Source organism: Collinsella sp. BA40 (genome assembly GCF_008014645.1).
Classification (GTDB): Bacteria; Actinomycetota; Coriobacteriia; order Coriobacteriales; family Coriobacteriaceae; genus Collinsella.
This window is the reverse complement of sequence record NZ_VOWY01000007.1, coordinates 85,084-107,349: the sequence shown is the minus strand read 5'-3', so window position 1 is coordinate 107,349 and position 22,266 is coordinate 85,084. Positions and strand designations below refer to the sequence as shown.

Sequence of the window (22,266 nt, the reverse complement as noted above, 5' to 3'; positions counted from 1 at the left end):
GGAATCGCGGCGGACGGGCCTTAAGCGAACACGATCAGCTCGTCGCGATGAATGGCGGGCTTACCGGCCAGTGCGGCGAGCAGGTGGTTGCGCGCGATATCGTCCTGACGGCGGCCGCACGCGAGCTCCAGCTCGTCGGACCCCGCGGCCGCGCGCCCGCGGGCGATCACGAAACCGTCGGCGTCGCGCACGTCGAGCACGTCGCCCGCAGCAAACGTGCCCTGCACGCTGCGGATGCCAACCGGAAGCAGGGAGCTTCCGCACTCCACCACCGCGCGCGCGGCCCCTTCGTCCACCACCACGCTGCCATGGGCGGAATCGCCCAGCGCGATCCAGAGCTTGCGCGGGGCGATATCCAGGCGATCGGCGGGCGGCGCGAACAGCGTGCCAACCGACTCGCCCGCCGCCAGGCGCACCAGCGCGTCGCGCTCCTCGCCGCTGCAGATAACGCTCGCGATGCCCGCCGTCATGAGGATGCGGCTCGCGCGGATCTTCGTGATCATGCCGCCCGTGCCCACCGACGTGGTGGAATCGCCCGCGGAGCCGATGATGGCCGCATCGATCTTGGTCACGCGGGGGATGAACGTCGCCGTGGGATCGAGCGAGGGGTTCGCCGTGTACAGCCCGTCGATATCGGAAAGCGTGACGCACAGGTCGGCCGAGACCAGGCAGCTCACCAACGCCGCAAGCGTATCGTTATCGCCGAACTTGATCTCGTCGACCGTGGTCGTGTCGTTCTCGTTGACCACGGGCACCACGCCCAGGTCCACCAGGCGCGTGAGGGCGTCGCGCGCATGAAGGTACGACGTGCGCCGCGCGGTATCGTGGCGCGTGAGCAGGACCAGCGAGGTGAGCAGCTCCTGCGCGCGGAACTCCTCGTCGTAGACGGCCGAAAGGATGCACTGCCCCACCGATGCGCAGGCCTGGAGGCTCGGCATATCAGCCGGCCTCGACGCGAAGCCGAGCTTGGGCGCGCCGCACGCGATGGCACCGGAGCTCACTACCACGAGATTCCATCCCATATCGCGCAGGGCGCGCGCCTGCCGCGCCAGGTCGGCGATGAAATCACGGCGGATACGGCGGTCGTCCCCCACCAGCGTGGAGGAACCGATCTTGACCACCATGGTCTTGCGCTGCGCCGTCATGGGGCACCTCCGTAATACGAGGGCGCGCCGCCGCGGAGATGCGGCGACGCGCCGGGTTTGATTCGTCTGCCCATCATAGCGCAGAGCGTGCGAACACGCAGTGGAGCGATGCTAGAACTTGGTCGTCTTCCACGGCAGGGAACCGGACGCCTCGGCCATGCGCTCGCGCACGAGCTCGTCGCGGACGCGCGCCAGGCCCGACTCCATGCCGACCACATACGACTGCGGGTACAAAAAGCGCTTATACGCGGGGTCGAGGCTCGCCAGCGCCTTCGAGCAGCGGTCGCGGGCGAGCGCCAGGTCCTCGCGCGGGGCCACGGCCCGGCCGTCGCGCGCACATGGCTGTAGCAGCTCGCGGTACGCATAACCCGATACATCGGTTACGAGCGCCGCGTCGTTGACCGCGACGAGCGTCGAGCCGCGCGAAGCCCCCTCGCCTGCAAGGTACGCCTCGTCGTAGATCATGTCGCACACCGGGGTCCCCGAGCCGTCCTCGTAGCGGCGCACCTGCTGGATACCGGGGATGGTGCGCTTATACGGCTGCTCGGAGAGCTTGACCACGGGCGTCCACGCCGCCTCGCCGGCGCGACGGCGCGCCGTGAGCTTGTAGACGCCGCCCAGGGCGGGCTGGTCGTAGCAGGTGGCGAGCTTGGTGCCCACGCCGAACGAGTCGATGGGCGCGCCCTGGTCGAGCAGCGACTGGATCGTGTACTCGTCCAGGTCGTTGGAAACCGATATCTTGACGTAGCCCAGGCCCTCCTCGTCGAAACGCGAGCGGACGTAGCCCGACAGCTTGGCCAGATCGCCCGAATCGATGCGGATGGCCGACAGGCGCTCGCCGCGTGCCTCCATCTCCTTGGCGACCACGATGGCGTTCTCCACGCCCTCGCGCACATCATAGGTATCGATGAGCAGCGTGCAGTTGTTGGGCATGGACCGCGCGAAGGCGCGGAACGCCTCGAGCTCGGAATCGAAGCTCATCACCCAGCTATGGGCATGCGTGCCGAACACCGGGATGCCGTAGCGACGGCCCGCCAGCACGTTGGAGGTCGAGGCGCATCCCGCCACGTAGCTCGCGCGCGCCACCGCCAGGCCGCCGTCGGGACCCTGGGCGCGGCGCAAGCCGAACTCCGCAACCGGGCGCCCCTTGGCCGCCTGCACCACGCGCGCGGTCTTGGTCGCCACCAGCGTCTGGAAGTTGATGGTGTTGAGCAGCGCGGTCTCGACGAGCTGGCACTCCAGCGCCGAGCCCGTCACGCGCACCATGGGCTCGCGCGGGAACACCAGCTCGCCCTCGGGCACCGCGTCGATATCCACATGCATGCGGAAATCCCGTAGGTACTCGAGGAACGCGGGGTTGAACAGCGCGCCGCCACCCGGGGCCGTGAGCCCGGCGAGATACGCGATGTCCTCTGCGGTAAAGCGCAGGCTCTCGACGAGCTCGGGCAGCTCGGCGGTGCCGCACATAACGGCGAACGCGCTTCCAAACGGATGATCGCGGTAGAAGGCCGTGAAACAGCCCTCCTCATCGAGCTTGCCGTTTTCCCACAGGCCCTGCGCCATCGTGAGCTCGTATAGATCGGTGAGCATGGCGACGTCCGTGGTGTACGCGGTGTCGGTGAGCGCCATCTCTTCTCCTCCCGTCGTGTGCGGGGCCGCGCGGACGAGTGCCGCCGGCTCCCGAAGCATTTCGATATAGAAAAGCCGCCGGCACCGAAGCGCCGGCGGCCGTATAACCTGCTGCTAGCCCAGATTGCCCTGCACGAGCCACCACATGCCGGCGACCAGCGCCACCAAGGCGACCACGATGATGATCTTCTGCGCGGGCGGCATGGGCGGGATGCCGTCGTCGTCCACCTCGTCTTTGGTCATGACCATCTTCTGGCCGAAGGTGAGGTTCTCCGGATTGACCGCGGGCGGTTCGTCGGCAACGCGACGCGCACGCGCGGGGCCCGGGGCCGGCTGCGGTGCCTCGGCGGCGGCGCGTTCGGCACGGAGCTGCTCGAGCTCGGCGCGCTCGCGGCGGGCGCGCTCCTCGGCCTCGCGGCGGGCCTTTTCGGCACGGAGCTCCTCGAGCTCGGCGCGCTCTTCGGCGGTGAGCGGCGTATCCTGCTGATCGGTCATATGCCGACCTCCTTATTTAGGGCAGCGACATGGTGCGTCGCCGTGCATGCGAAAAACTTGGAAGAAAGTATACCCGTTTCGAGCGGTTCCACCGCGGAGGGGACGAGCGCCGCCGCGACGATGCCGTGCGCCGGCGACGCGGCAGCGCCCATAGGCCTCGTTGCTAGCGAGCGGGAGCCGAATCACCCGGCGCGGCGCCATCCCCGCAACTGGCGGCAGAGCGCAACACGCCCGTGGTATCGAACGGGGGCGTGAAGCTCTCGTCGACCGCTCCCCCTTCTTGCCAGAACATAGTGGTGAAACCGAGCTCGTCCGCGTGATCGAGGACAAGCTCGTATTCGTCCTCGGTCACGGCGCGCGCCAGCTCGCCGCCTGCCGCCCGAACGCGCTCGTTGGGCGTGTACTGGTTCATCACCGAGATGGGCACGTCGCCGACCGTCTTCCAGATCAGGTCGAGCACGGCGCACGAATCGTCCGCATGGCCGGGAAGCACCAGATGGCGCACGATGATGCCGCGCTTCATCAGGGCCCCGTCCGCATCCCAGAGCTCGCCGCCGCGATCGGCCACCTGCTTCGCCATGGCTTCCAGTGCTCGCTGGGCGACAAGCGGGTAATCGGCCACGTGCGACAACCGTCGCGCCAGGGCGGCGTCGGCGTATTTGAAATCGGTGAGCCAGACATCCACCGTATCGGCCAAGGCGCGCACGGCCTCCACGCGCTCGTAGCCGCTGGTGTTGTAGACGATGGGCAGCGCCATGCCCCGTTGGCAGGCGCGGGCCACGGCACCGGGCACCAGGTGGGCGAAATGCGTCGCCGTTACCAGGTTGATGTTGTTGGCCCCCTGCTCTTGGAGCTCGAGCATGATCTGGACCAGACGGTCCTCGGAGACCTCAAGGCCGAAGTTCCCCGTCGAAATCTCGTGGTTCTGGCAATAGACGCACTTGAGCGGGCATCCGCTGAAGAAGATGGTGCCGGAACCAGCCTCCCCGGAGATAGGCGGCTCCTCCCACATATGCAAGGCCGCCCGGGCGATCTTGAGCTCCGCACCGGCACCGCAGATTCCGCGGGCACCCTGGGCGCGGGCGGCACCGCAGCGGCGCGGACAGAGCGCACAGCGCTCGAGGGCGGAGGGCTGGAGAAGATCGGGCGCGGGCATGCAGGGCCCCTTTCCATAGTAGAGGCGCGCGACCGGCCTCGAAGCCGAACGCGCGCCAACGTGCATCGTTCCTATTGTAGCGCCGACCGCGGCCGCGCACGCACGCGGGCACAGGACATCAAACCTAGTTCGACTCGCCGGCGCAGGCGGCATCGCGAACCTTGAAGAGCACCATGACCAGGCTGACGCCCAAGATGATGTGGCCCAGGCCGGCGATGCCGGAGATGGCGGCATCGGTGCCCGCGGAGAGCGGCACGGCCAGAACCTGCGTCACGCCGCGGACAAGCATCATCACGACGCTGAGGTTGAGTCCGATCTGATACGGCACCAGCAGGCGGCCGAGCTTCCGCGATACCTGGAAATTCTTCTCCAGCGTCATAAGCACCACGAAGAACAAAGCACCCAGCACGAGGTAGTGCGGGTGGACGAATCCCAGCGACGTGGCGCCCTCGAAACCGTTGAACTTGGTGAATTCGCGATAGAACACACCACCCGCCAACGCGAGGACGGCATAGACGATGGAGAGGTTCGCAAGTTTTTTCATGATGCCTCCAATGGTGGAACAACAGGTTAGAGGCACTATACCCAACTTATGAACAACGTTCACCGAGAATGAACAGAGTTCATATATTTTGTGCCACCGGAAAGGAAGCACATCCAAACAACCAGGAAGCACCTGTTAGATATAGGTTAGAAAGGGGGCCTTGCGACGTCGATTCGCGCGCGTATCGCTAATCATCCTGCACTGATTTTTTCAAGTCAAGACTGGTATTGCGAACGGCGCGCCCTAAGATAAAGGTATTCCGCCCCCCGCGGAGCAACTGGGTGAACCGTCGCGTTTTTCTAGGGAGCCCACACAGTCGTTTCTGCTACAGGTATCCTTCGTTGTTAAGGACGCTGGAAAGGACGATGAGGGCACCCACCTGGTAGTAGGTGGGTTCATTTCGCAACGTGGGGGACGGTTTTTTCATGCCGCGACGTCCCGATCATCGCGGCGCGCATCGCTTTCGCAACCGAATATCCGCCAAGCCGTCCGCGTGCGCGCACCGACCGCCGCCCGCGGCAGGGGCAACCGCCCGCGCATCGCCTTCACACGGAGATACATGAGGACGGCATCCGGATCGTGCGCCGGTGCGGAATGCCAAACAAAAAGGGCCGCCCGAAGGCGACCCTTGAACGATCCTGTGGTGGAGACGAAGGGAATCGAACCCTCGGCCTCTGCCATGCGACGGCAGCGCTCTCCCAGCTGAGCTACGTCCCCAGGACAGGTTTTAATTGTATTCATCGCCCGGCGCGTGTCAATGGGAAATGCCAAATTTCATACGAAGGCGTCCATCGTGCGCCCGCGCCGACGACGACCGTGCCGCGAACGCGCACCCGACCAGAGCTATTCTGCTATGACCGTGATTATAGGAAGCGCGGAGCGCACGCTGCCCAACTTCGGTATCATAGGTCCATTATTGGCTTTTCTACTGATAGTGGGATCTTCCGTGACGCTTGCCCTTCCCTACATATGCCTGGCAGCCGCCGCGCTTGTGACAACGCTGGCCCTCACGCCGCTTGCCAAGAAGATCGCCGTGCGCCTGGGCGCCGTTGACTATCCGTCCAAGCGCCGCATCAACACGAAGCCCACTCCGCGTCTAGGGGGCCTGGCCATCTTCGCCGGACTCTTCGTGGCATGCGCGCTGCAGATATTCGGCACCCTCAACTGGGGATGGCCCTCGGCGCTCATCCCGCATCCCAGCATGGAGATCAACTACCCGTTGCTCGGCCTCGCCTTCCTCGTCGTCTTCGCCACGGGTGCCGCAGACGATATCTTCCAGCTCACGCCCAAAGCGAAGCTCGCGGGCCAGGTCATCGCCGCCGTGATCGCCGCGACGAGCGGCCTGCTCATCAACGTGGTGGTCAACCCGTTCGCGTCGGGCGGCGAGGTATCGCTCGGCCTGCTCGCCTACCCCATCACCATCGTGTACCTGGTCGCTTACACCAACATCATCAACCTCATCGACGGGCTCGACGGGCTGGCATGCGGCATCAGCGCCATCGCGGCGTGCTCGATGTTCTCGTTCGCCATCCTGGGCGGCCGCGCGGATGCCGCCGCGCTATCCATCGCCCTCGTTGGCGCCTGCCTTGGCTTCTTGCGCTATAACTTCCATCCCGCCAGCATCTTCATGGGCGACTCGGGCTCGCTGCTGCTCGGTTTCGCCCTGGGGTCCATCTCCCTGCTCAACGTTACGCGCACGGCCGCCCTCACCACGCTCATCATCCCGCTGCTGGTGGCCGGCGTCCCCATCATCGATACGTTCTCGGCCATCATCCGCCGCATGCGCGCGCACGTCAGCATCGGCCAGGCAGACAAGGGCCACATCCACCATCGCCTCATCGAAGAGGGCTACGACCAGCGCCAGGCAGTCATCCTCATCTACCTCTGGTGCATCTTGCTCAACCTGGGCGCCGCAGCGATCAACCAGGTCGAGGTCCAGTGGCGCATCGTGATCTTCATCGCGCTGCTCGCGCTGTCAGCCGGCTTCGCCATGCGGCTCCATCTGTTCGAGCCCGTCCTGCGCCACCACTACAACCCCAAGACGCAACAGGACGAGATCGTCACCCCCGAAGACCCGGGCTTCGCCGACGAGGTCGAGGCGGAACGCGAGCAGCACGAGAAAATCCGCTCGAAGCTCGACATCAGGAACCGTAAGCAACCTCGCAACTAGCATACGGTCCCACCTCTCAACGAATCGAACATCCCTGCGACCAAAGGAGTCATCATGCCCAACGAGCTCAGCTACGAAGTCAGCCTGGAGCGCAGCAACCAGATCCGCGCCGACCTGCCCCTGCACCCCGAGAAATACACCATGCTCACCGGCGACCGCCCCACCGGCCGCCTGCACCTGGGCCACTACTTCGGCACCCTCAAGAGCCGCGTCGAACTGCAGGAGCTGGGCGTGCACACCAACGTCCTCATCGCCGACTACCAGGTCATCACCGACCGCGACAGCACGGACAACATCCAGGACAACGTCTACAACATGGTCATCGACTACCTTGCCTGCGGCCTGGACCCCGATAAGACCATGATCTACACGCACTCCGCGGTTCCCGCATGCAACCAGCTCATGCTGCCCTTCCTCTCCCTCGTCTCCGAGGCGCTGCTGCAGCGCAACCCCACCGTCAAGGCCGAGATGGAGGCCAGCGGCCACGAGCTCACGGGCCTGCTGCTCACCTACCCCGTCCACCAGGCGTGCGACATCCTCTTCTGCAAGGGCAACGTCGTGCCGGTCGGCCGCGACCAGCTCCCGCATATCGAGCTCACCCGCACCATCGCGCGCAAGTTCAACAACCGCTACGGCGACGTGTTCCCCGAGGTCGACGCGCTGCTGTCCGACACGCCGCTGCTGCCCGGCCTGGACGGTCGCAAGATGAGCAAGTCCTACGGTAACGCCATCAACATCTCGATGACCGCCGAGGAGACCGCCAAGCGCATCAAGAAGAGCCAGACCGATGGCGAGCGCATGATCACCTTCGATCCCGAGGCGCGTCCCGGCGTGTCCGGCCTGCTTTCCACCGCCGCGATCTGCACGGGTCGCTCCGAGGTCGAGATCGCCGAGGAGATCGGCATGGGCGGCTCCGGCCAGCTGAAGAAGTACGTCACCGAGAGCGTGAACGAGTACTTCGCCCCCATCCGTGCCCGCCGCGAGGAGCTCGTCCAGGATATGGACTACGTCAAGGACGTCCTACGCGAGGGCAACCGCCGCGCCAACGAGGTGGCCGAGGCCACGCTCGCCGAGGTGCGCGAGGCGATGGGCATGGTCTACTAGGCCCGCTGGGATACTCGCCCATGGCGTCCTTCCCCGATTACGGGTACCGGACGCCTACAGCCCCTACGGATTTAGACGGGAGCGCGCATGCCGGGCTCCCGTTTCTTCTATCAAGCGAGAGGAGCACGATGTACAAACTCGTGGTAAGCGATATGGACGAGACGTTTCTCGATGAGAACCACCGGATTCCCGCCGCGAATATACGCGCGCTGGAACGCATGCACGACCTGGGCATACGCTTCGCCCCGTCCTCGGGACGCCCGTACGCCTCGATAGCGGAAAACCTCGCCGAGCTGCCGGAGCATCTCCTGCGCGACCTGTATGTGGTCTCCTACAACGGCGGCTTCATCAACCGCTACGGCGTCGACGAGCCCCTCACCCGATGCGGCATCTCCCTCGATACCGCCAACGAGCTCTATCGCCTGGGCCTCGAGCGCAACCTGTGCGTGCATGTTTACGCCGAGTCCGGGACCGTCTACGTGTGCGATGCGCCCGCCGACGAGCATCGCTATCTCTCGAGCCTGTCCTTTGTGAGCTTCTTCGATGCCAAGGAGCACGACACGCTCGCGTTCCTCTCGCATGAGCGGCTCGTCAAGGTCATATTCATGGACGGCGATTTTCCTGCGCTCCAACGCGTTGGCAGCGAGCTGGGCGGACGCGCCGCAGCGCTCGGGCTCGCGACCACCTATTCCTCCGGACGCTATCTCGAGTTCATGCCCGCCGGCATCGACAAGGGCGAGGGGCTGCGGCGCCTGTCCGCGCTCCTTGGTATCCCGCTCGAACAGTGCGTGGGCGTTGGCGACTCGGCCAACGACCTTGAGATGATCGCGACGGCAGGGCTCGGCGTAGGCGTGGCGAACGTCACCGACGACGTCCGCCCCTACTGCGACGTCGTGCTCGACACCACGGGTATGGCAGGGGCCTTCGAAGAGCTGGTCGAACGCTATCTCGAGCCAGCGATGCACCAGCGATGAGCAGGGTGCAGGCACCACCGGCGTGTCAAGGGCCCTACGTCGTGCTGCGATTAGTAAGCCGTGGGTAACTTATGGAGACGTTATGTGCTCGAGATTCATAGTTACCTTTGGCTAACTGTTACGTATAGTAAGAGGCGAACAAAGTGGTCGCAGGCGAATTATTAAAGACCAATTTGTTTTGCGAATCGCGTCCCTCCCCTCTGCGCGGTTCCAACGTGTACCTCAGTGCAGGCCCGTCGCAGCTCATGGCGACGGGCCTGCACTGCGTTGATATGATGGGACGTACCGACATGCATTCCAGCCGCTCTGAAGGGAGCTCCATGGCACGAACCCGCACCACCGATAGCGCCCGCGACGGCTTCTTTGCCGCCGTGTACGACATGGTCAAGCAGGTCCCCCGCGGTACGGTAGCGACATACGGACAGATAGCCACCCTCAACGGCGCCCCACGACGGGCACGCTACGTGGGCTACGCGCTCCATGTCAACCCGGATCCCGGGCCCATCCCCTGCCATCGCATCGTCTTCGCCGACGGACGCCTGGCAGACGGCTTCGCCTTCGGCGGACCCGAGGCCCAGCGAGCGATGCTCGAAGCCGAGGGGGTAGCATTCCTGCCCGATGGACGCGTGGACCTTGCCGTCAGCCGTTGGACCGCCGGCATCGAATAGCACCGCACGCCACTGGACCGGCTCGTAGAAATCGCGCAGACCGCGTCGACGGGACGGGTGGAGGGTAGCGAAACGGGCGCCGATCAGCAAACCGACGCCCGTTCATGCGCAATAGCGCCGACTTTACACATCAAAGTTCAGATATCGTTTGTACACCATCGTTGCCGCAATTCCATGACCAGGGCTTTCCCAGTCTCCCAAGGAGAGCCTACTCGCGAATTTGGCAAATCGGTGGGAGAAGTCGACAGAATTGCACAAATAGACCGGCTCGAGCGCTCCCAAAGGCCCGGGCCGGTCGATCAAAACCCCTTCGTCGCGCTCGCGCGAGCTACTCGGCGAACTGGGAATTGTACAGGTCCGCGTAGAAGCCGCCTGCCGCCAGCAGCTCCTCATGCGTGCCGCTCTCGATGATGTCGCCCTCCTTCATCACCAAGATGAGGTCGGCATTCTTGATCGTTGAGAGACGGTGCGCGATCACGAAACTCGTGCGGCCGCTCATGAGCTCGTCCATAGCCTGCTGAATCTTGAGCTCGGTGCGCGTATCGACGTTGGAGGTCGCCTCGTCGAGGATGAGCATGGGCTTGTCGGCGATCATCGCGCGGGCGATGGTCATCTGCTGCTTCTGACCCTGGGAGAGGTTGACCTGGTCGTTCAGCACCGTGTCGTAACCCTGGGGCAGCGAGCGGATGAAGTGGTCGAGGCCGACGGAGCGGCATGCGCGCTGCATCTTCTCATCCGTCACGCCTTCGTCGCGGTACACGAGATTCTCGCGCACCGTGCCCTCGAACAGCCAGGTATCCTGCAACACCATGCAGAACAGCGCGTGGACGTCCTCGCGACGCATCTCGCTGGTCGGCACGCCGTCGATGCGAATCTGTCCGCCGTCGATCTCGAAGAAGCGCATGAGTAGGTTGACCATGGTGGTCTTACCGGCACCCGTGGGACCCACGATGGCGACCTTCTGCCCCGGGAACGCGTGCGCCGAGAAATCCTTGATGACCGGCTTATCGGAGCCGGGGTACGTGAAGCGAACATGGTCGAACTCGACCTCGCCGCGCACGGACCCGGCCGCCAGCGCCGGCTTCGCCGACTCGTCGGCCATCTCGGGAGCCTCCAGGAACTCGAAGACGCGCGTGCCCGCGGCGCCCGCCGACTGGAGCGCCTGCACGCCCTGGGCGATCTGCGACAGCGGCTGGGTGAAGTAGCGCACGTAGAGCATGAAGGCCACGATCACGCCGAAGCCGATCTGGCCGTCCAGCGCCAGCGCGCCGCCCACGACGCACACCGCCACGTAGCCGAAGTTGCCGATGAACATCATGATGGGCATCATGAGGCCCGAGAGGCACTGGGCGCGGAAGCCCGCGTCGACCAGCTCGCCGTTCATGCGGTCGAACTCGGCGCGGACGCGATCCTCGGCGTTGTACGCCGCGATGACCGAGTGGCCGGTGTAGGACTCCTCGATATGGCCGGACAGCGCGCCGAGGGCCGACTGCTGGCGCAAGAAGTACTTTTGGCTGCGACCCATGATGCCCATCATGAGCGCGAAACCCAGCAAGCTCGCGCCCACGGCGGCCAGGGTCATCCAGCCGTTGGTGGTGACCATCATGAACAGGCTGCCCGCGAACAGAACCACCGCGGACAGCAGCGTGCCGACGCTTTGGTTGAGCGACTGGCCGAGCATGTCCACGTCGTTGGTGATGCGCGAGAGGATATCGCCCTTGGGCACCGTGTTGAAGTAGGACATGGGCAGGCGGTTGATCTTGGCCGAGATGTCGGCGCGCATGCTCTGGCCAATGCGCTGCGTGACCGTCGTCATGATCCAGCCCTGCAGCACGGTGAGCAGGTAGCTCGCCACATAGAAGCTCACCAGGGTGAGCGCCACGTGGCACACGAAGCCCATGTCTATACCGGGCTCCACGAGCCCCTTTACCGATGCCGGAAGATCGTCGAGAGCCGCCATGGCGGCCTCGGTGTCGTTCATATCGAGATGCTCGAAGATATCGAGAAGCTTCTTCTGGTCCGCCGCCGTGATGACGACCCCATCCACCTCGACATCGGAGAGCAGCGCCGTGCGCGCCTCCGCGGGCATGGCGGGCAGGTCATCGAGCGAGGGTGCTGCCGCGCCCCCTGCATCGAGGCCGGATCCGGCCGCATCCCCGGCCGCCTCGCCCGGGCCACCGGCCTGCAGCCGCGCGCGGGCACCGGCGTTTGCCTCGATGTTCTCCGTCACCGTCTGGACGACCCGCTCGAGCGCCTCGGTATCGGGCGCGATACCGTTTTGCACCGCATCCGTGATATCGGAGAGCATATTGGGGCCAAGCAGCGTAAGGACGGTGCCGACCATGGCGCACACGAGCGCCACCGCGACCGCGGGGACGTAGCGCCTGCAGTACCGCAGCAGCTTGCCCCAGGTCGCATGGTCGACGCGCTGCGGCGCGCCATCGCGCCCGCGCGCGCCGTGAGGGGCATGTCCGTGCATCATCTACATCAACTCCTCTTCGCTCAGCTGGGACAGGGCGATCTGCTGATAGGTCTCGCAATCGCGCATCAGCTCGGCATGGGTGCCCTGCCCCACCACACGGCCGTCCTCGAGCACGACGATCAGGTCGGCATCGCGGATGGTGCCGATGCGCTGGGCCACGATGATGCGCGTTGTATCGGCGCATTCGCGGGCAAGGGCATCGCGCAGCACGCGGTCGGTCTTGTAATCGAGCGCGGAGAAGCTATCGTCGAAGATCAAGATCTCGGGTTTGCGCGCGATGGCGCGGGCGATCGACAGGCGCTGGCGCTGGCCGCCGGAGAGGTTTGCGCCGCCCTGAGCCACCTGGGCATGGTAGGCGCCCTCCATCTTCTGGACGAACTCCGCGGCCTGCGCGGTGTCGATGGCGTCGGCGACATCCGCCTCGCTCACGGGGCCGCGGCCGTTGTCGCCGTACGCCACGTTGGTGCTGACCGTGCCGCCGAACAGCGTTGCCTTCTGGGAGACGTAGCCGATCTTGTTGCGCAGCGCGCGAACGGAATAGTCGCGCACGTCAACGCCATCGACCAGCACCTGGCCCCAGGTGGCGTCGTAGAAGCGCGGGATGAGGTTGATGACCGTCGACTTACCCGAGCCGGTCGCACCGATAAAGGCGACGGTGTCGCCGCGATGCGCGCTGAACGAGACATGGCGCAGCATGCTTCCCTCGGCATCCGGATAGCGGAAGGTCACGTCGCGGAACTCGATCTCGCCGCGAAGACCCGCCTCGCCCTGCTCGCGGGCTCCATCCCCGATCGACGCCTCGGTGTCGAGGACCTCGTTGATGCGGCCGGCTGCCACCTGGGCGCGCGGCAGGATCATGAAGATCATCACGAGCATCATGAAGGCCATGACGACCTGGATGGCGTACTGCGAGAACACCATCATGTCGGAAAACAGCGCGATCTTGCCCGCCATGGCCGAGGAATCGATAAGCGCCGCACCGATCCAGTAGATGGCCAGCGACAGCCCGCTCATCGCTGCCTGGATAGTGGGCATGAGAAACACCATGGTGCGGTAGCCCACCAGCTGGTTGTTGGTGAGCGTATCGTTGACCTGGCCGAATCGGCGCTCCTGGTAGCCCTCGGCGTTGTACGCGCGGATAACGGACAGGCCGGACAGGTTCTCGCGCGAGACGCGATTGAGGTCGTCGGTGAGGCGCTGCATGCGACGGAAGCGCGGCGTCGCGATCACGAGGCACACGGCGACCACGAGGAGCAGCACCACGATGGAGACGCCGGTGGCGACGGTCCACTCCCATCGCTTGCCGGCGATCTTGGTGATCGCCCACGCCGCGGTGATGGGGGCCTTGATGAGCATCTGCAAACCCATAACGATAAGCATCTGGACCTGCATGACATCGTTCGTGGAACGCGTGATGAGGCTCGGCGTGGAAAAGCGCCCGATCTCCTCCATGGAAAACGATTGCACCTTTGCAAAGAGCTTCGAGCGAACGGTGCCCGCGAACCCGGTGGCGATGCGAGCGGAGCACACCGCCGTTGCCACCGCCGCAAGCAAGCTGCCGAGCGAGCAGCCGAGCATCTTGCCGCCCGCGGCGAGAATCTGCGGCATGGTCGACCCCTCGACCTGCACGAGCCGCGTGATCTCGGCCATATACTCCGGGGACTTGAGGTCCAGCCAAACCTGCACGACGATGAACGCCAATGCCAAGCCGGCCAGCCCCCATTCCCGTTTCGTCAGATTTCGAAATAGCTTAAACAACGACATCTCTCCTTATCTAACCCCATAAGGTATTTATAAGCACGATTTGCCATCGGAATCACTCGTAGTTCAGGGGAAATTGGCGGAACACCGCGGGTGCGGCGGCGATCAAGCCCACCGGACCGCTTCGAGCACCCCGAGCGACCGGCCCCCGCCTCCGATTCGGCGCGCTGGGGCATCAGCCGTGGATCCCCCCATCGGCGCCCCATAGCGGCGCGTCCTAGATCTGCATGGTGGGAGGACGCAGACGGGTGCGGATCTCCGATGCGGTTATGAAGAACTCGCGCAAGCGCTCCTCGCCGAGCTCGTCGATCAACATAGCGACCTGGGCCCGCACCTCGCTTCTGAACGTCTCCACGCGCGCAGCGCCCTCTTCGGTAAGGACGACCTCCGTCACCCGCGCATCCACCGCGCTGCGGCGGCGCGCGATCAAGCCCTTGGACTCCAGGCGCTTGAGCAGGGCCGCTACACGCGGCGTAGACACGCCGAGTTTCTCCGCGATGGCGCCGGCGGTGACGACCGTACCCGACTTGCGCGCTTCGGCCAGCATGCGCATCGTGCCGCCGATTCCCGCGTTCGCCTCATCCATGCAGCGAAACGCCTCCGAGGAGTGAACGCGTTCCGCCAGGCGGATCATCTCCGTTACCTGCTCTTCTGTTGCCACAGCAAGCCTCCAGTCCGGTCCATTGCGCCATCGGTAGGTAACCCCGTTAATGACCTTTAGATTATTACCTCATGCCATTACATAATTCAGATTGATGAGGAAAACACGCTACGCTACATAGATTGCATAGAACTGTATCTAAAGTGCATACAGATAAATTACAGATGTCGCTTATTGCTAATCTTGATGCCTCTTTCGTAGACCGCTGGCATTATTTGCACATTTTGAGTCACCTCACCGCATGAGACAACAGCCCCGCCAAAACACGTCGCATCCAATCGCGCTACCAGCAACCGGAAACGCTTGCACCTGTCCATGAATCCATCGCTGAGAACATGCCGAATATCCTCGCACGGCACCCTTGCCGTTATACATCGGCCATTCATGCGCGCAAAAAGACTCAAAATCGACAATTCCTGCCAACGGTCTCGCCCCAGCACTCACAGGTCAGGTTCATGCAGCCCTTAGCCGATCGCCTCGAGCGAATCCTCGGCGCGATCGATGGCCGATCGGGACCGTGCGCCCTCTTTGAACCACGTGCGCAGGTCTTCCAGGGTGCTCCCGGCAGCGTAGACCTTGAACTTACGGCCGTCCGCTGCCGTGATCGAGCAGCGGTCCCCGCTCTCGCTCCCCTCATACGCCGCGACCTTCTTGAGGTAGTCGCGTCGGAACGCCACGATGCGGGCGTTGACGATCTCGATAAACCAGTCGTCGTCGACGAACGAGGTGCCCGTGGCGCCACGGGCAGCCATCTCCTCGGCGAAGGAAAAGCCAAGCTCGCGCTCCTGCCTGCCGATCTCGAGGATGCCGCGGGCAGGCATGCTGAGCATGAACAGCGGCAGCGCGACCCCTATGAACAGGAACAGGAACGGGACGAGCGCGAGCAGGCGCACGCCCTCGTCGGTGAAGAACGCCATGAACGCGATCACGAGCGAGAAGACGAACGCCATGCCGTTGAACACGAGCGCGAGCGGCTTGATGGCCGCCCAGCAAAGCCCCACCTTGGTCATAGGGCGCTCGACAGCATCGAAGATCTCGATGCCCTCCTCCTCGAGGCGCGCGATCAAGTTGAGCGAGCACACGCCCTCGAGGCTGATCGAGCAGAACTTCCGCTCGCCCTCGAACAGGTCGATTCTCATCATCTGCGCATGCAGCGTCGCTCGGGTGATATTGGAGAAAGTCGTCTCCCTGCGCGCGCCGAAGACGTTGCGCGACACGACCCGGTCGCCGTCGACGTCGAGGCGCGGGATGCTCAGCAGGGCCCATATGGACATGCCGGCGAGCGCCATGGCATGGCCGAACCACACGAGCTCGTGGTCCCACTCCCCCAGCGAGACGCCCTGCCAAACGTAGACGCCGAGCATGATAAGCTCGAACGCGACCGCGCAGCAGGCGATGACCACGCGGACGGCGGCGGGCATGCGCACGGTGAAGCGGTCGAGACTGTCCGTCGCCTCGCTGCGCTCGCGCGCGCCGCGGCGGGCGACCCATGCGATGAGGGGGCCGACGATGAACACGGTCATAGCGACGCGCAGAAGGGATTCAAACAGGTCACTCAAGGAAACCACCACCTCGGGCTCTGGAGATAAACTGCAGGAAACACTACCAGACCGATAGGGTTCGCGCATCGCAAGGCGCCGAGCGTCGGCAAGCGGCGGAACAGCAGGCGCTCACCGACCGGACGGGAAGCGGCTCCAGGCCCTCCGCGCCGAGCAGAAGGGCGGCCGACGGCGCCCTCGTGGGCACACCGTCGACCGCCCCTCACGTCGCAGCGACCCTACGCGCCGCCCGAAACGAAACGCGCTCCTCCGAAGCGCTACCCGATCTTCCTGATGCTCGGGATCGCCCAGGTGATTCCCGCGAGAATCATCATCGCCGCACCGATGAGCACGAAGCACACGCTCGCGCCGATGGCGTCCGCAAACAGGGTCGATGCGATAAGGCCCACGGGCATGGCCCAGCTGCAGACCGCCCCGTACAGGCCGAAGACGCGGCCCATGCACTCGGGATCGACGCGTTCCTGCATGAGCGCCATCTGCGGCGCACTGTAGAGCGGACTCGACACGCCCATCGCGAACGTGAGGCCCAAGAAAACGACGAGCGCCGAAGGGGGCACGAGGCCGCCCGCGAGCGTAACCGCGCCGAAAAGGGCGATGGCCAGCGTGAACGAGAGTGCGCGGTTCTTGAGGCCGCCCGTCGCCCCGATCCAGCCGCTCGCCGCGATCATGCCGACCGAGAACGCGATCTCCGCGATGGCCGACTGCGTTGCAGTGCCCCCGAAATGGTCGAACACCATGAGCGGGAACAGCGCGGATATGGGCGAGAACAGCACCGAGAACGCGAAGCCGATCCAGAGCATGGCGAACAGGCCGCGATGGCGCTTGAGCTCGTGATAGCCGCCTGCCGTCTCCGATAGGAAGGCCCGCACCGCATGGCGCGACGCCTCGGCGTTCTCCTCGGGCGTGCGACGCTCGGGCGCCGGCGTCTTGATGCCAGAGACCGCAACCGCGATGCTCGCGAGCACCGCGCCGGCGACGTCGAGAGCGATCATGAAGGTCAGGCCGAACGCCGGGTAGATCACCGCGGCGATGGCGTTGCCGATGATGTAGCTGCCCGACTGCATGAACTGCAGCATGCCCGCCAGCTTGCCGAGCGCCTCGGGCGGGGCGACGAGCGGCGTGAGCGCGTTGAAGGCGGGCGTATGGAGCGTACTGCCCAGCGCACGGACGAACAGCACCGCCGCCACGGCGGCGACGGAAAGGTCGCCTTGAAGCGAGCCGAAGACGAGCGTGAGGCTCACGGCCGCGATGAAGAGGTCGGCGCCGATCATGAGACGCCTGATGGACGTGCGGTCCACGATGGTGCCCGCGAAGGCGCCGAGGAGCGCCATGGGCAAGAAGGCCGCGAGGCTCACGAACGACAGGGCGCTCGCGGAGCCGGTGGTGAGGGTGACGTGCCAGATGAGGCCCATCTGCAAGATGGAGCTCGTGAGCACGGAGAAGAACTCGCCGATCCAGACGATGGCGAGCGAGCGCCTCCAAGAAGCGCGAGGATTCGATTGTGTCATGGAATAATCCTTTGATGCGATCGGTGATATGCAGCGAAGTACCGGTCGCTCACGCGACCGTGGCTAGAGCCAAATCCTCATGGAAGCAAGCATGGTGCAGCCCCCCTTTCCCATAGTCGATTATGCAGCGGGTCGTGAGTGCAGGATATTATACGCAACATGCCCCGCCGCGCAACGCGATGCTCCCTACGCTCCGTAGATATCGTTTCCCCAGGTACATCACAACTATAAAGCCTTTTGACAACCCGGCTCGACCCCTCAGCGGCAGGTCATAAAGACCTTTGATGGTACGATTTGCCCGTCAATGCCATGGTGACTCTCGACAGGGGTCACCCCGAACCCCAAGGGAGCACGCGCATGGAGCTGGGCTCGCACATCAAGGAGCACCGCACGGAGCTCGGGCTCTCCCAGGACGATTTGGCGGAGCGCATCTACGTGTCGCGCCAGACCATCAGCAACTGGGAGTGCGGCCGCACGTATCCGGACGTCCAGAGCCTGCTGCTGCTTTCCAACGTGTTCGGGGTGACCGTGGACTCCCTCATCAAAGGAGATGTGGAAACCATGGCACAGGTAATGAACGAGGCGGTCAAGAAGTACAACAACCTCTCGACGGTAGCGGTGGTGAGTGCGGTCGCGTTTCTCCTGCTCGGGATCTGGGGCGCGCTTCAGTACGAATGGGGATGGGGCGGGCACGCGATCCCCACGGTGGTGTTCGCGCTCGCGGCGCTGTTCGTCATGCTGATCGCGTTCGCCAATCTCGAGCACCTGAAGAAGCAGCACGACCTGGTCACCTACCGCGAGGTGCTGGCGTTCAGCCGCGGGGAGCACGTGGACCGCAGCACGCTCGCCGGACAGCACGCGCGCGAGATGCAACCATGGAAGAAGGGCGTGCTCAACAGCCTGAAGATCATCCTCGGCGCCGCCGTGGGCGCAGCGATCGGCATCGGAATCGGCATGCTCATCAAGATCCTCGCCTAGCAGCAGACTTGGCGCATTTCGCAACCGGCGATCGCCCCGTCCAACTAGATATTGGACCCACGTCCCTCCTATATGTCAAAGCGGATCAGCCATGAGAGCGCAACCGAAAGTACGCCGCCCACCCTCACCGCGTTGAGCATAGTTTTCTTATTTCCCCAGGTGACCCATGTGGGCAAAACGGGATGGACGGCAAAGACGATACCGCCGAGAGCAGAGGCGATATTGAAGAGGATGGGACTATCAAACGCGGCGGCGGCATACTGTCCGGCAACCGCGACGGCGAAGCAGGCGATCATCTGCGCACCGAAGGTGATTTTTCTCATCTCAGCACCCCTTCAACGCACCACATATATTAACCCTATGCTAACGCACCACGGATGATTAAGCGCCGCGATCAGACGGCGGCCGACGTTTGCGCCCGCCCAGTTTAGTTTCTGTCCCTAAAATGAGTCCTTGCGGCATCGCCCACGCCGCGATCGGCCGTGCCGCCATGCGCATACGCGCTCACATTACGCACGGCTGCGGCTCTCACCCCCGAAGTGAGTGACTTTTCCCGGGCACCCGATGAACAGCGTATGCGCAAGCTAAATAGTAGCGACATATTCCCAGATGAGCACTTTCTCACAGTGCAGTGTACCGACGCCTCTCTGAAAAAGTCACTCACTTCGGGGGTGAGAGCTCCACTCTGACGGACACGCAGCGCGAAACGCCCGGCTCAAAAGCACTCGGCCCCAAGCGCACCCGTTTTCCGCACCGCTTCGACCGTCTCGTATCGTCAGACGCTCCAGATCGGTGAACATGCAGATCAGGCGCGTGCAAAACAGATTTTGCAGCGAGGAATGACCCCATCCGCGTAAGATGTACGGCAGATTTGATGGCGCGGCCGCGGCGACCGCGGGACGCTCCTTCACAACCGGGAGGTGACGATGGACATCAGCAACCAGATCAAGACGCGTCGCGAGGCGATGGGCCTCTCGCAAGAGCAGCTCGCCGAAAAGCTCTACGTATCGCGCCAGACCATCTCGAACTGGGAGCGGGACAAGACGTATCCGGACGTCCAGAGCCTGCTCATGCTGAGCATCCTGTTCGACACCTCCATAGACACGCTCGTGAAGGGAGACGTGACCGTTATGGAAGAGGCTGTCGAGAGGGACCGCAAGCTCGCGGGAAAGCGCATGGTACGGCTCGCCCTGCTCATGGTCGCACTACTTGTCTTGGCATTTGCCCTGCTGTTGTCGCCCGCCTTTACTTGGCTGGAAAGGGCTTGGGGCACGGGCCTTGCAGCGGGGATGGTGTTTGCCCCGGCGGTTGGCGCGCTTCTCGTCGCGACGGTCCTGGAGCGCATCAAGCGCGAGAACGACCTGGTGACCTACCGCGAGATCCTCGCGTTCATGAACGGCGAAGCAGAGATCGAGCGCGATCCGCGGGCACTCCCCCGCCGCGCATGGCCGACGAAGCACCGACTGGCGTATGACCTACTGACCTTCCTCGCCGCGGCGCTCATCGGCGGTGCACTCGGCTTTACCGCGTGGGGGCTGCTGAATTAGACGGACGCGCCCCGCGGCGGCCGAATGCTCGGTGCCGCGGGGCGCGAGAAGGACACGATTCGTCCGATGAACCAATGGCACGATGGAGGAGCCGTCGCCTAGCAATCGCTCCCAGGCTGGACGTCGTCATCGTCGATGACGACCAGAGCGATTCCGCTAGCCAGGCTGCCAACGAGCCAGGGAAGCCAGAACAGACCGGAGACACCCTCGGACGCGCCTATGGCGGACGTGCCGAAAAGCCATACCAGCGCCACCATCGTGGCGACGAGCATGATCACCATGCAGGCCTTCTCCTTGCGATCGGCGGCGCCGCGATGCCTGGGGTTGCTAACGCGCAGGTACGCCTCGCGGCTCTGTTGGTCGAGCTGCGCCAACTCGTCATCGCTCAGCTCAACGGTCTCGAGCCACTCCTTGTTGTAGTCCGCAAGGTCCGTGCGCCCCCAGAGCATGCCCCAGTAGACGATCGTCCCGACGCCGAGCGCGACCAGCACCATCATCAGCGAATCGCCGTATACCTGCACGTTGAACTCGACCTCGAACAAACCGGCCAACGCGACCCCGAGCAGAATCATCGCGATGCCGGCCACGATCGCGATCGACGCGCGGCGGCGGGCCGTCGCCTTCTCCTCCACCGTATAGAAATCGGCGACGTAGGGGTGCGCCTTGGCAAATGCGGCGTGGTCGATCCCCGCGGGAATGGTAAATGCGAGGCCGGTGGCAACGAACGCGAACGTCGCGAGGAGGACGATACCGTCCGAATGCATGACCTCGTCGGTGAAGATGGCGGCCGCCGCACCGAGAATAAAAAGCACGACGCCGATCGCGATTTTGCGAGCAAAGGTGACCATATGCTCGTCGTAACCACATACATCCGAAGCTGGACCGGCGGGAATAGCGCAGGCACCAGCGGAGAAACGTGCGCGCGCAGGCCCCGCGGGCGCGCCGAGGGAAGCGTCGTGCGCCGCGACGACCAACGAGGCTGCAGGCATATCGCCGTCGACAATCGGTGTGGGCGCGCACGCCACGGAGCGGCCGTCCAGGTCCTCCCGGCCAGAAACCCCGCGACTGGACACGTCCCCGGTCACCAGATCGTCCAGCGAGCACTCGAAGACCTGGCACATCTTGATGAGCTTGTCCATCTCCGGGTAGGACTTCTCGGCCTCCCATTTGGTGACGGATTGGCGGGACACCCCGAGCAACATAGCGAGTTGCTCCTGGGTCATGCGGCGCTCTGCGCGCAGATATTGCAGGTTGGTGCGGAAGCTCATGATGGGTCCTCTCGTTGGCTGGCGCGAGGACTCGTGAGACGCAGCGCCAAGGCAATGCTGCGACTCGGGTTCGGCATCCCAGCATTTGGTGTTATTCCTGCCGGCGACTTACACACTACGGTTGCCGCACGGCGAGAACCACCAACTTAGCGCTTCATTTTACGCAACTTGCAGGCACCCTGCGGTTGCAAACCGCAGGTAGATTGACCAGACGTCAAATGAGAAGGATTGCACCCCAATTCCCCAGGGAGACAAGGTACAGCAGAAGCGCAATGCGGAATCGCACCGCCCGATGCCGTCAGGACAGGCCACCACTTACCAACTAGAACATATGTTCGTATTATATGGTATACTGGACATAGCGACATGGGCGGTGCCCTCCGAGTCCTTGCAGGGGGTTAGGAGGGTTCCCATGGCGAAGTTCACCGCAATGCTGCTCGCAGCTGCCGTGCTCGTTCTATCGATCACGCTATTTGTTCTTGCCGTTCTCTAACGGCCGAGGGGTGAGACTCGCCACATAAGGGAACAGCCGCCCTGGCAGGAGCGGCTGTTCGTGCGGGTTTCACCCCACCAGCTAAATCCAGGAGGGCGTACGCCTCCCTAGTCGTTACCAGTAT

18 protein-coding genes and 1 tRNA gene are annotated in these 22,266 nt (G+C 64.1%); 6 read left to right on the top strand and 13 right to left on the bottom strand.

The window, feature by feature from the left end; translation table 11 throughout:
* Positions 1-20: 20 nt before the first annotated feature.
* From proB to E4J93_RS02980, 6 genes are all read right to left on the bottom strand, one after another.
* Entirely contained in the window at positions 21-1,145 is a 1,125-nt protein-coding gene (gene proB, locus E4J93_RS03005; protein ID WP_147588001.1) for a glutamate 5-kinase, read from the bottom strand.
* 111 nt (positions 1,146-1,256) lie between these two features.
* A complete protein-coding gene (locus E4J93_RS03000; RefSeq protein ID WP_147588000.1) occupies positions 1,257-2,774 on the bottom strand; it encodes a nicotinate phosphoribosyltransferase in 1,518 nt (505 codons plus the stop codon).
* 114 nt (positions 2,775-2,888) lie between these two features.
* Positions 2,889-3,269 carry a hypothetical protein gene (locus tag E4J93_RS02995; RefSeq protein WP_147587999.1) on the bottom strand — a complete coding sequence of 127 codons (381 nt, stop codon included), beginning with the start codon at positions 3,267-3,269 and terminating at the stop codon, positions 2,889-2,891.
* Positions 3,270-3,432: 163 nt separating this feature from the next.
* Positions 3,433-4,425, bottom strand: a complete 993-nt coding sequence (locus E4J93_RS02990) for a radical SAM protein (RefSeq protein ID WP_147587998.1) — start codon at positions 4,423-4,425, stop codon at positions 3,433-3,435.
* A 124-nt stretch (positions 4,426-4,549) separates the two neighbouring features.
* Positions 4,550-4,969 (bottom strand): DUF2871 domain-containing protein, encoded by a 420-nt coding sequence (locus E4J93_RS02985; RefSeq protein ID WP_147587997.1) that lies wholly within the window; start codon positions 4,967-4,969, stop codon positions 4,550-4,552.
* A 641-nt stretch (positions 4,970-5,610) separates the two neighbouring features.
* Positions 5,611-5,686 (bottom strand) — tRNA-Ala (locus E4J93_RS02980).
* Positions 5,687-5,915: 229 nt separating this feature from the next.
* On the opposite strand from E4J93_RS02980, the gene E4J93_RS02975 reads away from it, so the two are divergent.
* From E4J93_RS02975 to E4J93_RS02960, 4 genes are all read left to right on the top strand, one after another.
* Complete coding sequence (locus tag E4J93_RS02975; protein ID WP_147588136.1) at positions 5,916-7,139, top strand: glycosyltransferase family 4 protein; 1,224 nt, start codon at positions 5,916-5,918, stop codon at positions 7,137-7,139.
* 54 nt (positions 7,140-7,193) lie between these two features.
* Positions 7,194-8,243 (top strand): tryptophan--tRNA ligase, encoded by a 1,050-nt coding sequence (gene trpS / locus E4J93_RS02970; protein WP_147587996.1) that lies wholly within the window; start codon positions 7,194-7,196, stop codon positions 8,241-8,243.
* A 128-nt stretch (positions 8,244-8,371) separates the two neighbouring features.
* Complete coding sequence (locus E4J93_RS02965; protein ID WP_147587995.1) at positions 8,372-9,217, top strand: HAD-IIB family hydrolase; 846 nt, start codon at positions 8,372-8,374, stop codon at positions 9,215-9,217.
* 320 nt (positions 9,218-9,537) lie between these two features.
* Positions 9,538-9,885, top strand: coding sequence for an MGMT family protein (locus E4J93_RS02960; RefSeq protein ID WP_147587994.1), 348 nt, complete (start codon positions 9,538-9,540; stop codon positions 9,883-9,885).
* Between the two features lie 328 nt (positions 9,886-10,213).
* Here E4J93_RS02960 and E4J93_RS02955 read toward each other — a convergent pair whose 3' ends face one another.
* The 5 genes from E4J93_RS02955 to E4J93_RS02935 form a co-directional block, all read right to left on the bottom strand.
* Complete coding sequence (locus tag E4J93_RS02955) at positions 10,214-12,367, bottom strand: ABC transporter ATP-binding protein (RefSeq protein ID WP_222705678.1); 2,154 nt, start codon at positions 12,365-12,367, stop codon at positions 10,214-10,216.
* Positions 12,368-14,131 carry an ABC transporter ATP-binding protein gene (locus tag E4J93_RS02950; protein WP_255431890.1) on the bottom strand — a complete coding sequence of 588 codons (1,764 nt, stop codon included), beginning with the start codon at positions 14,129-14,131 and terminating at the stop codon, positions 12,368-12,370.
* 214 nt (positions 14,132-14,345) lie between these two features.
* On the bottom strand, positions 14,346-14,789 hold the full coding sequence (locus E4J93_RS02945) for a MarR family winged helix-turn-helix transcriptional regulator (RefSeq protein WP_147587993.1): 444 nt from the start codon (positions 14,787-14,789) through the stop codon (positions 14,346-14,348).
* Between the two features lie 464 nt (positions 14,790-15,253).
* Complete coding sequence (locus E4J93_RS02940; RefSeq protein WP_255431889.1) at positions 15,254-16,357, bottom strand: hypothetical protein; 1,104 nt, start codon at positions 16,355-16,357, stop codon at positions 15,254-15,256.
* A 248-nt stretch (positions 16,358-16,605) separates the two neighbouring features.
* On the bottom strand, positions 16,606-17,856 hold the full coding sequence (locus E4J93_RS02935; protein WP_147587991.1) for an MFS transporter: 1,251 nt from the start codon (positions 17,854-17,856) through the stop codon (positions 16,606-16,608).
* Between the two features lie 357 nt (positions 17,857-18,213).
* On the opposite strand from E4J93_RS02935, the gene E4J93_RS02930 reads away from it, so the two are divergent.
* On the top strand, positions 18,214-18,834 hold the full coding sequence (locus tag E4J93_RS02930; protein ID WP_147587990.1) for a helix-turn-helix domain-containing protein: 621 nt from the start codon (positions 18,214-18,216) through the stop codon (positions 18,832-18,834).
* A gap of 68 nt (positions 18,835-18,902) precedes the next feature.
* On the opposite strand, the gene E4J93_RS02925 is transcribed toward E4J93_RS02930, so the two are convergent.
* Positions 18,903-19,157 (bottom strand): hypothetical protein, encoded by a 255-nt coding sequence (locus tag E4J93_RS02925; protein WP_147587989.1) that lies wholly within the window; start codon positions 19,155-19,157, stop codon positions 18,903-18,905.
* A 603-nt stretch (positions 19,158-19,760) separates the two neighbouring features.
* Between E4J93_RS02925 and E4J93_RS02920 the strand changes: the two genes are divergently transcribed.
* Positions 19,761-20,381: a helix-turn-helix transcriptional regulator gene (locus tag E4J93_RS02920; protein ID WP_147587988.1), complete on the top strand. Its 621-nt coding sequence runs from the start codon at positions 19,761-19,763 to the stop codon at positions 20,379-20,381.
* Positions 20,382-20,479: 98 nt separating this feature from the next.
* On the opposite strand, the gene E4J93_RS08255 is transcribed toward E4J93_RS02920, so the two are convergent.
* Positions 20,480-21,649, bottom strand: coding sequence for a helix-turn-helix transcriptional regulator (locus E4J93_RS08255; protein ID WP_255431888.1), 1,170 nt, complete (start codon positions 21,647-21,649; stop codon positions 20,480-20,482).
* Between the last annotated feature and the right edge of the window lie 617 nt (positions 21,650-22,266).